This is a genomic window from Micromonospora sp. CNB394, assembly GCF_000374985.1.
Taxonomy (GTDB): domain Bacteria; phylum Actinomycetota; class Actinomycetes; order Mycobacteriales; family Micromonosporaceae; genus Micromonospora; species Micromonospora marina.
On sequence record NZ_KB895827.1, the window covers coordinates 123,014 to 136,019 of the forward strand.

15 protein-coding genes are annotated in these 13,006 nt (G+C 74.0%); 4 read left to right on the forward strand and 11 right to left on the reverse strand.

Features of this window, described 5'->3' with window-relative positions; genetic code table 11:
• Positions 1-87: 87 nt before the first annotated feature.
• Complete coding sequence (locus C569_RS0106360; protein WP_018784959.1) at positions 88-765, reverse strand: HAD family hydrolase; 678 nt, start codon at positions 763-765, stop codon at positions 88-90.
• 9 nt (positions 766-774) lie between these two features.
• Entirely contained in the window at positions 775-2,928 is a 2,154-nt protein-coding gene (locus C569_RS0106365) for a SpoIIE family protein phosphatase (protein WP_018784960.1), read from the reverse strand.
• 200 nt (positions 2,929-3,128) lie between these two features.
• Here C569_RS0106365 and C569_RS0106370 point away from each other — a divergent pair, with 200 nt between their 5' ends.
• Positions 3,129-3,992 (forward strand): hypothetical protein, encoded by an 864-nt coding sequence (locus C569_RS0106370; RefSeq protein ID WP_018784961.1) that lies wholly within the window; start codon positions 3,129-3,131, stop codon positions 3,990-3,992.
• 60 nt (positions 3,993-4,052) lie between these two features.
• Here C569_RS0106370 and C569_RS0106375 read toward each other — a convergent pair whose 3' ends face one another.
• Positions 4,053-4,415, reverse strand: a complete 363-nt coding sequence (locus C569_RS0106375) for a DUF6401 family natural product biosynthesis protein (RefSeq protein ID WP_026267775.1) — start codon at positions 4,413-4,415, stop codon at positions 4,053-4,055.
• Positions 4,416-4,577: 162 nt separating this feature from the next.
• Between C569_RS0106375 and C569_RS0106380 the strand changes: the two genes are divergently transcribed.
• The gene (locus tag C569_RS0106380) at positions 4,578-5,024 is read left to right on the forward strand and encodes a hypothetical protein (protein ID WP_018784963.1); all 447 of its coding nucleotides are present in this window, start codon (positions 4,578-4,580) and stop codon (positions 5,022-5,024) included.
• A 1-nt stretch (position 5,025) separates the two neighbouring features.
• Here C569_RS0106380 and C569_RS0106385 read toward each other — a convergent pair whose 3' ends face one another.
• From C569_RS0106385 to C569_RS0106405, 5 genes are all read right to left on the reverse strand, one after another.
• Positions 5,026-5,238, reverse strand: coding sequence for a hypothetical protein (locus tag C569_RS0106385; protein WP_018784964.1), 213 nt, complete (start codon positions 5,236-5,238; stop codon positions 5,026-5,028).
• A 163-nt stretch (positions 5,239-5,401) separates the two neighbouring features.
• Positions 5,402-5,665, reverse strand: coding sequence for a hypothetical protein (locus C569_RS0106390; RefSeq protein WP_018784965.1), 264 nt, complete (start codon positions 5,663-5,665; stop codon positions 5,402-5,404).
• A 99-nt stretch (positions 5,666-5,764) separates the two neighbouring features.
• Positions 5,765-6,226, reverse strand: a complete 462-nt coding sequence (locus C569_RS0106395; protein ID WP_018784966.1) for an SRPBCC family protein — start codon at positions 6,224-6,226, stop codon at positions 5,765-5,767.
• Between the two features lie 56 nt (positions 6,227-6,282).
• A complete protein-coding gene (locus tag C569_RS0106400; protein WP_026267776.1) occupies positions 6,283-6,699 on the reverse strand; it encodes a DUF2795 domain-containing protein in 417 nt (138 codons plus the stop codon).
• Between the two features lie 56 nt (positions 6,700-6,755).
• Positions 6,756-7,805, reverse strand: a complete 1,050-nt coding sequence (locus tag C569_RS0106405; RefSeq protein WP_026267777.1) for a YihY/virulence factor BrkB family protein — start codon at positions 7,803-7,805, stop codon at positions 6,756-6,758.
• Between the two features lie 137 nt (positions 7,806-7,942).
• On the opposite strand from C569_RS0106405, the gene C569_RS0106410 reads away from it, so the two are divergent.
• Positions 7,943-8,347: a ChaB family protein gene (locus tag C569_RS0106410; RefSeq protein ID WP_018784969.1), complete on the forward strand. Its 405-nt coding sequence runs from the start codon at positions 7,943-7,945 to the stop codon at positions 8,345-8,347.
• Between the two features lie 60 nt (positions 8,348-8,407).
• On the opposite strand, the gene C569_RS0106415 is transcribed toward C569_RS0106410, so the two are convergent.
• Positions 8,408-9,841, reverse strand: coding sequence for an aldehyde dehydrogenase (locus tag C569_RS0106415; protein ID WP_026267778.1), 1,434 nt, complete (start codon positions 9,839-9,841; stop codon positions 8,408-8,410).
• A gap of 72 nt (positions 9,842-9,913) precedes the next feature.
• Between C569_RS0106415 and C569_RS0106420 the strand changes: the two genes are divergently transcribed.
• Positions 9,914-11,506 carry an NAD(P)/FAD-dependent oxidoreductase gene (locus tag C569_RS0106420; protein ID WP_018784971.1) on the forward strand — a complete coding sequence of 531 codons (1,593 nt, stop codon included), beginning with the start codon at positions 9,914-9,916 and terminating at the stop codon, positions 11,504-11,506.
• 185 nt (positions 11,507-11,691) lie between these two features.
• On the opposite strand, the gene C569_RS0106425 is transcribed toward C569_RS0106420, so the two are convergent.
• Both C569_RS0106425 and C569_RS0106430 read right to left on the reverse strand, forming a co-directional pair.
• Entirely contained in the window at positions 11,692-12,459 is a 768-nt protein-coding gene (locus tag C569_RS0106425) for a polyprenol monophosphomannose synthase (protein ID WP_026267779.1), read from the reverse strand.
• Between the two features lie 90 nt (positions 12,460-12,549).
• Positions 12,550-12,996, reverse strand: a complete 447-nt coding sequence (locus C569_RS0106430; RefSeq protein ID WP_026267780.1) for an SRPBCC family protein — start codon at positions 12,994-12,996, stop codon at positions 12,550-12,552.
• Positions 12,997-13,006: the final 10 nt, after the last annotated feature.

A 13,006-nucleotide genomic window follows, 5' to 3' on the forward strand; every position in this document is an offset into this window, starting at 1 on the left:
GTCGCCCGTCGGCCGGGCGGTGGAGTCCAGCAGTGCCCCGAAGCGGGCCCGGCTAAGCCTGCGCGTGCCAGCCGGTTGTGCAACCGGTCAACCGAGTGCGGCGATGGCGCTGTCCGGCAGGGCGTGCAGCAGCTCCGCCGGGTCGTCGTAGACGGCCACCGCGCCCGCGCCGGCCAGTTCCGCGCGGCCGGTGCCGCCGCAGGTCAGGCCGATGCAGGGGATGTCCAGCTTGCCGGCGGCGGCGACGTCCCAGACCGAGTCGCCGACGAACACCACCCGCTCGGCGGCCAGCCCCGACTGGTCCAGTGCGGCGACCAGGATGTCCGGCGCCGGCTTGCTCTCCTGCGCGTCGGCCGACGAGGTGACCGAGTCGATCACGTCGTCCGCGTCCAGCGCGGCCCGCAGCGCGGTCACCTCGTGCTCGGCCGCCGAGGTAGCCAGCACCACCCGCAGCCCGCGCTCGGCGCAGGCGCCCAACAGTTCCCGGGCCCCGGGCAGCGGCGCCAGCCGTTCCCAGTACTCGGCGTAGAGCGCGTCGTGCGCGTCGCGCAGCCGGCCGTCGGCGTCCCGGTCCCGCTCCGCGCCGAGCAGATGGTCGAGCAGCTTGTCCGAGCCCATGCCGATGGATCTGTGGATCCGCGTCATCGGCACCCGGTGGTCGGCCTGGCGCAGCGCCTCCCACCAGCTCACCGTGTGCAGATACGTGGTGTCGACCAGGGTGCCGTCCACGTCGAAGAGGACACCGCGTCGCTTGTCGTCGGCCATGCCCGGCTCCTACCCGTCCCGGGCGTCGCCGACGCGCGACCGGCCCGCCGGAATGAGGATCTCGAACCAGACCGTCGAGCCGCGTACGGTCGGATCGGTGCCCCAGGCGTCGCTCAGCTCCTCGATCAGGCCGAGCCCGCGGCCCCGGCTGCTGAGCGTGTCGGTCTGCGCCCGGGTGACCTGACCCCGGGTGCCCGAGTCGGCCACCGACACCAGCAGCCGCTCCGCGGACAGGTCGACCTCGACCCGGGCGGCGGTCCCGGCGTGCAGCAGCGCGTTCGTGGTCAGCTCGCTGGTGCACAACACCGCCGCGCCGATCACCGCCTCGGGCACCTGCCACTCGCCGAGCTGTGCGGTCATCCAGTGCCGGACCCGGCTCGGCGCGGTCGGCTCGGCCGGCACCTCCATGCTCGCCGACCGGCTGGGCCGCACCGCGTACTCCACCGCCAGCACCGCCACGTCGTCCTCGGTGGCGCCCGGCACCGACGCGGTCGCCACCGCGCACAGCGCGCGCGGATCGCCGCCGGCCGCCCCGCTCACCGCCGCGCCCAGCCCGGCCATCCCGGCGGCCAGGTCCTGCCAGCGCCGCTCCACCACGCCGTCGCTGTAGAGCAGCAGGGTGTCGCCCGGACGGAACGGCACAGCGGCGGTACGCGCCCGCCCGCCCAGGCCCAGCGGAGGGGCGGGCGGCACGTCGACGAACTCGGCCACCGCCGCGCCGGGTCCGGAGCGCCGGATCAGCGGCGCGGGATGCCCGGCACTGGCCAGCGTGATCAGCTCCCGGTCCGCCTCTACCACGCCGAAGATCACTGTCACGAACAGCTCCTGGGTGCCGCCCTCGACGCCGAGGCTGCTGACCAGCCGGTCCAGGCCGTCGAGCACCGCGTCCGGGCGGGGGTCGACCAGGGCGAGCGCGCGCAGCGCCGCGCGTACCTGGCCCATCCGGGCGGCGGCCTGCACGTCGTGCCCGGCCACGTCGCCCAGCACCACGCCCAGCGCGCCGGTGGGCAGCAGGAACGCGTCGTAGAAGTCACCGCCGGCGGCGTTGCCGTCCACGCCCGGGTCGTAGCGGGCGGCGATCCGCAGCCGGGGCAGGTCCGGCAGCCGCTCCGGCAGCATGCTGCGTTGCAGCATCTGGGCGGTGCCGTGCTGGGTCTCGAAGCGGCGGGCCCGCTCGGCGGCCTGGCCGACCAGCTCCGCGGACGCGGTCAGCAGCGCCCGTTCGGCAGGGGACCAGGGGCGCGGTGCCCGGTAGCCCACCGTCAGCGAACCCCGGACCACTGTGGTCCGCAGCGGCAGGGCGGCCAGCGCGCGGATCTTCTCGTCGTGCCGGTCCACCGCGACGCCGCGCAGCGGCTGTCCGTCGGCGGTGAACGAGGCCACGCCACTGCGGGCGGACACCACCGCCGGCAGCGCCGTGTCGGCGGACATCCGCCGCCACAGCGGCGGCAACCGCTCGTCGGCCTCGTCGAGCAGTTCGCCGCGGATGCGGCGGACCAGCCGCCACGCGCTGCCCTCGTCCACCGCGAAGGACACCCGGTCGGCGTCGAAGGAGTGCAGGCAGTAGCGCAGCGTCACCCGTGCCACGTCGTCGAGCGTGAGCGTGCCGGCCAGCGCCGCCGCGAAGTCGCTCAGGCTCTGCAACTGCTGGGTGAGCTGGGTGGTCTGCGCCGAGACGGTGAGCACGCCGACGATGCGGCCGGTGGAGTCGCGGACCGGGCAGTGGCCCCGGGTGAACACGGCCGGCTCGGCCGGGCCCTGCCGGTCGGCCGGCAGCACCGCCTCCCGCTGCAGGAACGGCTCGCCGTGCCGGTAGACCCGCTCCAGCGCCTCGCCGGCGCCCGGGTCGCGCCACACCTCGGCGAACGCCTCGGCCGCCGGCCGGCCGAGCGCGTCCGGGTGCCGCTCGCCGATCAGTTCGGCGTACCCGTCGTTGTAGAAGACCACCAGGTCGTCGCCGAGGAGCAGGGCCATCGGCACGGGGGAGGCGAGCACGACGTCGGTCACGGCGCGTACCGCGGGATCCCACGTGTGCGGGGCGCCCAGCGGCGTGCCGGCCCAGGGGTGGGCGGCCCCGGCCGCCTGCCCGCCGACGACGGGATCGGTGGGCGCTCCCGGTGCGGGGGCGGACGGTGTGGGAACCCGACCGACGGTGCCTGGCATGACCGCAGCCTAACCGGAGCGTGGCCGGCTGGTTCCGATCATGCGTCCGTGGCGGGTGCGGCTGTCCTGCGGAGCGGACGTTCGGGCAGGTCAGGACCGGTTCGGCGGGCCTTGTCGGGAAATTGCCCCGGTCCGGCCCGGCGTGCTGCCCAGGCCACCGGGTATGCGGGCGGCGCAGTTCACGCGACAGGAGGGACATCATGCCGAAAACCCTCGCGGTCGGACAGGTCGACATCAGTGCGGCCTGGACCGACTTCTGGAGGTCGGTGCTGCTCTTCGTACCGCGGGCGATCGCGTTCATCGCGATCCTCGTCGTGGGTTGGCTCATCGCCCGAGCCGTCCTCAAAATCGTGGACGCGGCACTGGAACGGGTCGGGTTCGACCGCGCCGTCGAACGTGGCGGCGTCAAACGGGCCCTGGAACGCACCAAGTACGACGCCAGCGACATCCTGGCCAAACTGGCCTACTACGCGGTCCTGCTGTTCACCCTGCAGTTCGCCTTCGGGGTGTGGGGGCCCAACGCGATCAGCGACCTGATCCGCGGGGTGGTGTCCTGGCTGCCGCGGGCCTTCGTGGCGATCGTGATCGTGGTGATCGCGGCCGCCATCGCCAACGCCGTCCGGGACCTGGTCTCCGGCGCGCTCGGCGGGCTCTCGTACGGCCGGGTGCTGGCCGACGTGACGGCGGTCTTCATCCTGGCGCTCGGCGTCATCGCCGCGCTGAACCAGGTGGGCATCGCCACCACGGTGACCACACCGGTGCTGGTGGCGTTCCTCGCCACCGTGGCCGGCATCCTGATCGTCGGTGTCGGTGGTGGTCTGATCAAGCCGATGCAGGACCGCTGGGACGGCTGGCTGCACCGGGCCGCGGAGGAGTCCCGGGCGTTCCGGGAGCAGCGGCAGGCGCAGCAGGCCGGCCGGGGCGACTACGAACGCCGGATGGCCGACCGGGGTGGGCAGCCGACGCCGGCGTCGCAGCAGCAGTCGTCCATGTCGGGCGCGGGCACGTACCGCTCCGGCGAGGCGGGCGACGAGACGCAGCAGTTCCGTCGGCCGGGCGGCTGACGGCAGCGGCTGACGGGGTGTCCGCGGGGCGATCGCGGACGCCCCGTAGCCGTGTCCGGCTCAGGCCAGGTGGCGCGGGTCCAGCCCGCGGACCAGCAGGCAGACCGCGAGCAGGCGGGTGAGCGTCCAGTCCGGCTCGGACCAGTCGACCGGCTCGGCCGGCGGCGTCCAGCCGTGCTCGGCCGCCGCCTCGCGCAGCCCTTCGGCGTACCCGGCGAGCGCCGCCACCGTGAGCGGGCGGCGGTCGCCGTGGAGGCTGTCGCGTACCCCGGCGGCGTGCTGGTCGACCTCGGCGAGCAGCCCGGGGTTCGCGTGGGCCGCGGCGAGGCCGGCGGTGCCGACGGCAGCGGTCAGCGTGGTGAGGGTCGTCCGCGCGGCCACCGCCGCGGAGCGGGTCGCGACCCGGTTGTTCGGCACGCGCATGGTGTCCGAGGCTAGCGCCGGGAGCGGCGGGCCGGTCTCGGCCGAGTGGCGGATGCCCGGGTCGTCCGGGGGAGGTCCGGCCTCGTCCGCCGGGATTGAGTCGCCCGTGCGGGGGCAGAAGTCCGGCAAGCAGACTACGCGACCAGGCCACGGAGGGACACGATGGGACAGCGGGCCGACGAACCGGACGGGGCGCACCGGCGCCCGGCGGGGGTGAGCGACGCCACGGTCGAGGCGCTCGGCAAGCTCAGCGAGGCCCTGGAGTGCGTCGAGCGGGCCCGCGGCCACCTGTACGAGCTGCACCAGCTCATCGGGCACGCCGACCTGATGCTCGACGACGCGGTGGAGATGTTCCGCGCCGCCGGTCATCCAGGGCTCGCCGAGCGGATCGACCGGGACCTGCTCGGCCGCAACGTCATCGCCGGGCAGTGGACGTTCCAGATCGTCGAGGACTTCGACGACGGGTACTACGCGCTCTTCCGGAAGCTGGACCGGCAGGCCCGCGACGAGCTGGTCGAGGGCCGGCGGCACCTCTACGAGGCGGAGATGAAGGAGCGCCGCCGCAGCCGGGGGGTGCCGGGGCACGAGGCGCGCCCCGGCACGAGCTGAATCAGTCGGAGGAGCGTGCCTCGGCCGGGCGACGGCGGGCGCCGTCGTCGGCGATGATCACGGTCGCGACCATCAGCGCCACCACCAGGCTGAACAGCCAGGAGCTGTCCTCGGTGAACCGGGCGGAGACCGGAGCCTGGATCGCGGCGAGCAGGAAGCCCAGCCAGGCGAGCTTGCGCTGACGGTTGGAGAGGAAACCGGAGCCCTGTTGCATCCCGAAAGTCTTGCGCGCGTCGGGGGGAGTGCCGTCAGCCGTTCGGCCGATTCTAGATGGGCTGTCCGTTTTCCCGGCCGTCCGTACCGCGCTTCTTGTCGTTTCGGCCGAGCATGAAGCCGGCGGCTGCGGGCACTGGCACCGATGCCCGCAGCCACCGGCATCACATGCTGTCCGGGCCGGTCCGCCCGATCGTCGACGGCCGGTAGGCCCGGTCCGCATCGGTCATCTCACGCCGCTCGGCCTCCGGGCCGGCGCCCCGGTCCACCGCCTCCGGGCCGTGGCCGAACGCGGCCTCCTGGCCGGCGTCGTTGGCGGTGATGTCGTCGCCCTGGCCGTCCGTGGCCGACCGGGCGACGGCCTGGTCCAGCTCGTGCAGGGGAGTACGGTCCTCGTCGCGCCACACGTGGCGGTCGTTGTCGGTCATTCCCCTGCGGTACCCGGACGGGATGATCGCAAACGGCCGGACCCGGCGATGGCCGCCGGGGAACCGGCGGCCATCGGGACTGGGGTACGGGGGGACGGGTCAGGGGGTCGGCCGGTCGACCGAGCCGCGCCAGGCGCCGGTCTCCTGACCGCGCCGTTCGATGAACTGCTTGAACCGCTCCAGGTCGCCCTTGGCGCGCCGGTCGACCACGCCCAGCTTGTCGCCGGCCTGCTCGACCACGCCGTGCGGCTCGAACTCCATCTGGAGCGTGACCCGGGTGTGCCCCTCGTCGAGGCGGTGGAAGGTCACCACGCCCGCCTGCTGGGTGCCTCCGGTGGAGCGCCACGCCACCCGCTCGTCCGGCAACTGCTCGGTGATCTCGGCGTCGAACTCGCGCTTCACGCCCGCGATCTCGACGGTCCAGTGGGTCATCCTGTCCGAGAGCTGCCGGACTTCCTGCACACCCTCCATGAAGTGCGGGAACTCCTCGAACTGGGTCCACTGGTCGTACGCGGTCCGGATCGGTACGTCAACGTCCACGTGCTCGGTAACGCCGCTCATGTCGGGGTTCCTCCTCTTCCGCCGGTCTGTCTCGTGCGGGCCGTGGGCCGGCCCGCTCACCAGCGCGTCGTCTCGTTCCTGTGCCCGAGTGCGGCCCACACCTCGGAGATCGTCTGGTAACGGGTGCCTTCGGGCAGGGCTTCCAGGGCGGCGACGATGTCCGTCGGCGCCTCGTTCTCCCGCGCGTTGGCCAGCAGCGCCTCCCGGTCACCGGGCAGGGCGGTCATCGTGATGAACCGTCCCAGGCGGCTGCGCGCCTCGACGTCCTCGGAACTCATGCCCTGCGGCGCGCCGCTGCGCAGCTCCCCGGCCGGGGCCGTGGTGGCCTCCGGCTGGTCCTCGCCGGCCGGTTCGGGGATCCGGAACTCCTCGGCCCGCGAGCCGCCGGTGCCCGATCCCTGGACGAGACCGCTGACCTCGCTGCTCATCTGGTCGTCGACCCTGGGCGAGTGCTTGCTGCTGCCACGTTCCATGCCTTGGGAGATGCCCCGGGGGACCGCCGGTAAACCGGTGCGGGCCGGGGAGCCGGTCATCCGGGCGGCAACCGGTCGGCCGCCTTCCCCGCGTGGACCTTCTCGTCGCCGGTCTCGTCGCCGGTCTCGTCGTCGTCGGCGGGAGCGCGCGGCGGCAGCACCGGATCGTCCGGCTCCTCGACCCCGGCCTGCATCGCCCGGCCGCGTTGCAACTCGGCGTTGACCTGCACGCCGAGCATCAGCGCGCAGTTGGACAGGTAGAGCCACACGAGGAACGCGATGACCGCGCCGAGGCTGCCGTACGTGACGTCGTACGAGCCGAAGTTGGCCACGTACAGGCCGAAGCCGAAGGAGACCAGCACCCAGGCCACGAGCGCCAGCGCCCCGCCCGGGGTGAGCCAGCGGAACCGCGGCTGGCGGACGTTCGGCGCGATCCAGAACAGCAGCGACAGCAACGTCATGGCGACCATGGCGAGCAGCGGCCACTTCGCCACCGACCACGTCGTACGGGCCACCGTTCCGGCGTTCAACAGGTCGCCCAGCGCGTCGGTGACCGGGCCACTGACGATCAGCCCGGTGGCCACCACCGCGAGCAGCACGATGGTTACCGCTGCCATGCCGATCTGCAACGGGCGCAGCCGGTAGAACGGCCGGCCCTCCCGCACCGCGTAGATCGCGTTGGAGGCGCGGGTGAACGCGCCGATGAACCCGGACGCGGACCAGAGCGCGCCGAGCAGACCGAAGCTGAGCAGCACCTTCGCCGAGCCCTGCTGCTCGACCACGTTACGCACCACGCCCACGAACGCGTCGTTGCCGACGACCGAGCCGGCGCCGATCTCCCGGGCCAGATCGATCACGGTGTCGACGGTGCGCGGGCCGTCGGAGACCAGGCCGACCAGCGCGACCACCACGATCGTGGACGGGAACAGGGCCAGCACCCCGTAGTAGGTGAGCGCCGCCGCCCAGTCGGCGCAGTTGTCGGTGACGAAACCCTTGCCGCTGCGCACCAGCACTCCGCGCCAGGTGCGCCAGTTGAGCTGGCGGATCCGGCGGGGCAGGCGCGACCGCGTCCGGCCGCCGGCCGTCCGGGGTGTCGTCACGGTCATGTCCGCCTCCTCCAGGCCCGCCACCGGGTGTGGGCGGGCGGTACCCCCGGGGAGAAATCGACAAACCGGGTGCCGGTTTGCCCGTCGGGCGGGAGGGAACCACAGCAGATACCGGACCGAGACTCCAGGAGGACGAGATGCCCGGGCGCGAGGTACTGCCCAGCACGCTGCGGCGCTCCCCGGCAAAGGCGCAGCGGACCTGGGAGAAGACGCACGACTCGGCGGTCGAGACGTACGGCGAGGGGGAGCGGGCGCACCGCACCGCCTTCGCCGCGGTCAAACACGAGTTCGAGAAGGTGGGCGACCACTGGGAGCCCAAGGGCCGCAAGGGGCCCAGCGACAAGCAGGCCGCCGGTGGCGGCCCGGCCCGGCGCGCCGACACGGCCGGCGGGGTGGACGCCAACGCCAGCAAGGACCACCTCATGGAGGTGGCGAAGAAACTGGACGTGCGCGGCCGGTCCCGGATGACCAAGCCGGAACTGGTCGAGGCGATCGAGAAGGCCAACAACAACGCGACCCGCAAGGCCCGCGGGGGTCGCTGACCTCCGGGGGTACGCGTCGAGCCCGGGACCGCCCCGGTCCCGGGCTCGCTTCGTGCCGTCTCACCAGTGGCCGCCGCCCGGCGCCTCCAGGTGCACCGCCTTCACGGTGCTGAACTCGTCCAGCAGCTCCGGGCCGTACCCGAATCCGTGGCCGCTGCCCCGGCGCGGCTGGGCGGCGCCGCCCGGCGCCCCGCCGAACACGGAGTTGATCTTCACGGTGCCGACCGGCAGTTCCCGCCAGGCGCGCTGGGCGTGGCTCATCGACCCGGTCAGCACGGTGGCGGCCAGGCCGTACGGGGAGTCGGCCGCGCACCGCAGCCCCTCGGTGAACGAGTCGACCACCACCACGGGGGCGACCGGCCCGAACGTCTCCTCGCGGACCAGCGTCATGTCGTGGCGGCAGCCCTCGACGACGGTGGCCGGGTAGAACGCGCCGGGCCCGTCCGGCAGCGCGCCGCCGGTGCGTACCCGGGCCCCGTCGGCGAGCGCGGCGGTGACCTGCCCGTGCACGTGGTCCCGGTGGCGCCGGTCCACAAGCGGCGCGAGCTGCGTGCCCGGGTCACGACCGGGGCCCACGGTGAGCGCCTCGGCGCGCGCCACGAGCGCGTCCAGGAAGCCCTCGGCGACGTCGCGGTGCACGTAGATCCGCTCCACCGCCACGCAGATCTGACCGGCGTTGGCGAAGCAGCCCAGCGCCGCCTGTCCGGCCGCCCAGACCGGGTCGACGTCCGCATCCACCACGAGCGGGTCGCTGCCGCCGTTCTCCAGCAGGACCTTCGCCCCGGTACGTGCGCCCGCGGCGGCGATCGCCCGGCCGGTGGCCGTGGAACCGACGTGCGCGATCACGTCCAGTTCCTGCCCGGCCAGCGCGGCGCCCACCTCGCCGCCGCCGGTGAGCAGCGACAGCACCCCGGCCGGTAGCGCCGAGTCCAGCGCCCGGGCTAGCAGCCACCCGGTGGCGGGGGTCCGCTCGCTCGGCTTGTAGACCACCACGTTGCCGGTGACCAGTGCCGCGCCGAGCAGGCCGCACGACACCGCCACCGGGTCGTTCCACGGAGTGATCGCGGCGACCACGCCGCGCGGCCCGGGGGCCATGAAGTCCAGCGCGTCGTGCGCGCCGTGCAACGTCCGGCCGCCCCGCACCGGGGCCAGTTCGGCGTACTGTCGCAGCGTGCCGACGCCCGCAGCCACCCCGCCCCGCGCGTCGTCGAGCGGCTTGCCCATCTCCGCTGTGGTCGCCTCGGCCAGTTCCCCGGCCGCCGCCTCGACCGCGTCCGCCGCCCGGTGCAGCGCCGCGGCCCGGTCCGCCGGTGCGGTCGCCGCCCACTGCGCCGCCGCGCCCCGGGCCGCCTCCACCGCCTTGGCCACCTCGTCGGCGGTGGCCACCGGTGTACGGGTCACCGGCGAGGAGTCCGCGGGATCGTGGACGACCAGTTCGCCGCCCTCGCCGCCGGCACCCCACACTCCGCCGATGAGCTGCGCAACCGTGTACATGCGGCCGTGGTTGCCCAGGCAAGGGCGGAGCAAACGCGTTTCGCCCGGTGACCGGCCGGGTAGGCGAACCGGATGACCTCGACTGCCGACGCCGTCGTCATCGGGGCCGGACACAACGGGCTGGTGGCCGCGAACCTGCTGGTGGACGCCGGCTGGGACGTCGACGTCCTGGAGGCCACCGAGGCGCCCGGCGGGGCCGTCCGCTCCGCGTACGTGACCGCGCCCGGTTACCTCAGCGACCTCTACAGCTCCTTCTACCCGCTCGGCTACGCCTCCCCGGTCCTCGACGGGCTGGGCCTGGAACGGCACGGCCTGTCCTGGACGCACGCGCCGGACGTGCTGGCGCACCTGCTGCCGGACGGGCGGGCCGCGGTGGTCAACCGCGACCTGGACACCACCGCCGCGTCGATGGAGGCGTTCGCCCCCGGCGACGGGGAGCGCTGGCGGCACGCGTACGCCGACTGGTGCCAGGTCGCGGAGCCGATGCTGCGGACCATCACCACGCCGTTCCCGCCGGTACGCGGCGGGCTGGGCCTGCTGCGGCAGCTGCGGGTCGGGGGTGCCCTCCGGCTCGCCCGCCGCCTCGTGCTCCCGGTCCGCAAGCTCGGCGCGGAGCTGTTCGAGGGCGAGGGCGGCACGGTCCTGCTGGCCGGATGCGCCCTGCACACCGACCTGTCCCCGGAGGAGGCCGGCTCCGGCGTGTACGGCTGGCTGCTCGCCATGCTCGGCCAGCAGGTGGGCTGGCCGGTGCCGGTGGGCGGCGCCCAGCGGATCACCGACGCGCTCGTCGCCCGGCTGGTCGAGCGGGGCGGGCGGATCACGTACGGCGCCCGGGTCGAGCGGGTGCTCACCGCCCGGGGCCGGGCGATGGGCGTACGCACCGCGGGCGGCACCGACTGGCGGGCCCGGCGTGCGGTGCTCGCCGACGTGCCAGCGCCCGCGCTCTTCCTCGACCTGGTCGGCGCGGCGGCGCTGCCGCCCCGGATGGTCGAGGACCTGGCGCACTTCAAGTGGGACGGCTCGACGCTCAAGGTCGACTGGGCGCTGTCCGCGCCGGTGCCGTGGCGGAACCGCGACCTGGCCGGCGCGGGCACCGTGCACCTGGGCGCCGACCTCGACGGACTCACCACGTACGCGGCCGAGTTGGCCCGCGGCGAGCTGCCGCGGGATCCGTTCCTGCTGGTGGGTCAGATGTCGGTGGCGGACCAGAGCCACTCACCGCCCGGCACCGAGTCGCTCTGGTCCTACACCCATCTGCCGTTCCGGCGGAACTGGCGGGCCGAGGAGGTGGCGGGGCACGTGGAGCGGATGGAGGAGGTGCTGGAGGCGGCGGCACCGGGTTTCCGGGCGTCGATCGTCGGGCGGCACGTGGCCGGACCGGCCGACCTGGAGGCCGCCGAGCCGAGCCTGGTCGGGGGAGCGCTGGGTGGTGGCACCGCCGCCGCGTACCAGCAGTTGTTCCTGCGGCCGATCCCCGGCCTGGGCCGGGCCGACACCCCGGTGGACCGGCTCTATCTGGCCAGCGCCTCCGCTCATCCCGGCGGCGGCGTCCACGGTGCGCCGGGGGCGAACGCGGCGCGGGCTGCGCTGGCCCGCGACCGGGCCGTCACCGGCGCGGTCTACGCCCGGACGATCGCCGCCGCCCACCGCACCGTCTACCGCTGACCCGGCCCGTCCGCGTCGCCGCCGCGCCCGCTGAACGCCGCCCGCGCCCAGTCGCGGAGCCCTCGTAGGTCTTGGTACGAAAGTGCCCCTTTGGGGGCCGTTTCCTACCAAGATCGTGGGCGGGCCCGAGACGAGGCGCGGTGACGGCGACGGAGCGTGAGGGCGCGGTGGAGGTGCAGGAGTGGTCAGGAGTCGAGGTTGCGGTGCCGGCTGCGCAGCTTGAACGGCATCAGCGCACTCTCGATCTTCGTGGCGGTGGTCATCTTCGAGTCGCCGTCGCGGCGCTCCTCGAAGCGGATCGGCACCTCCAGGATCGTGTGGCCGAGCTTGGTGGCGAGATAGTGCATCTCCACCTGGAAGCTGTAGCCGTTGGACTGCACCCGGTCCAGCCCGATCGCGCGCAGCGCGTCGGACCGCCAGATCTTGAAGCCGGCGGTGAGGTCGCGGATGCGCACCCGCAGCAGCGTGTGCACGTACAGGTTCGCCCAGCCGCTGAGCGCACGCCGGTACAGCGGCCAGTTCTCGTCCAGCTCACCGCCGGGCACGTAGCGCGAGCCGATGACCACCGAAGCCTGGGTGGACAGCAACGCGCCGAGCATGCCGGGCAGCGCCTCCGGCGGGTGCGACAGGTCGGCGTCCATCTGCGCGACGAAGTCCGCGCCGTCGTCGAGGGCCCGGCCGATGCCGTCCACGTACGCCCGGCCGAGGCCCTCCTTGCCCGGGCGGTGCAGCACCGTCACCCGGTCCGGGTGCTCGATGGCCAGCTTGTCGGCGACCTCGCCGGTACCGTCCGGGGAGTTGTCGTCGGCGACCAGCACCTTCAGCCCCGGCAGCGGCAGCGCGAGCAGGCGCTCGACCAGCGTCGGGAGGTTGCCCGCCTCGTTGTAGGTCGGAACGACGACGGTCAGGCGCGCATCCCCCCACGGGGAGGGTAACTGCACGGGTTCGATCATCACGGACATCCTCGGTCAGCCGACAGGTTCACCTGAGAGGGTAGCCAGTCCTTCGCGGCGCAGCCGCACGGACGCCCCGCCACCGATCGATCAACGCTCCGGCTTCTGCCTCGTCGCGATGTCGGACAGCCGGGCCAGCGTCTCCCGGTTGCGCATGTGCAGCACCAGGTCGTTGAGCTTGGTCCGGACCCACCGCAGCGGACCGGCGGCGAAGTCCTCGCCGATCGTGACCCGGGTCCGGCCGCCGTCCAGCGGCTCCAGGACGAACGCCACGATCGCCTCCCCGGCCGGCCACAGCCCGGCACGCAGCACCAGCCGGTGCGGGGCCTGGCACTCCAGCACCGTCGACCTGTCCTGGAGCGAGAACGGCCACGGACCGGCCCGGTGGTGGAGGTTGCTGCCGACGCGCGGCCACGTGTCGTCCACGTCCCGCACGTGCACCGTGCCCACCACCCAGTCGCTGTACGTCCACCCGTCCGCGAGCACCTCGAAGACCTGCTCCGGGGGAGCGTCGATCACCTTCTCCACAACCGCCATCACCGAGCGG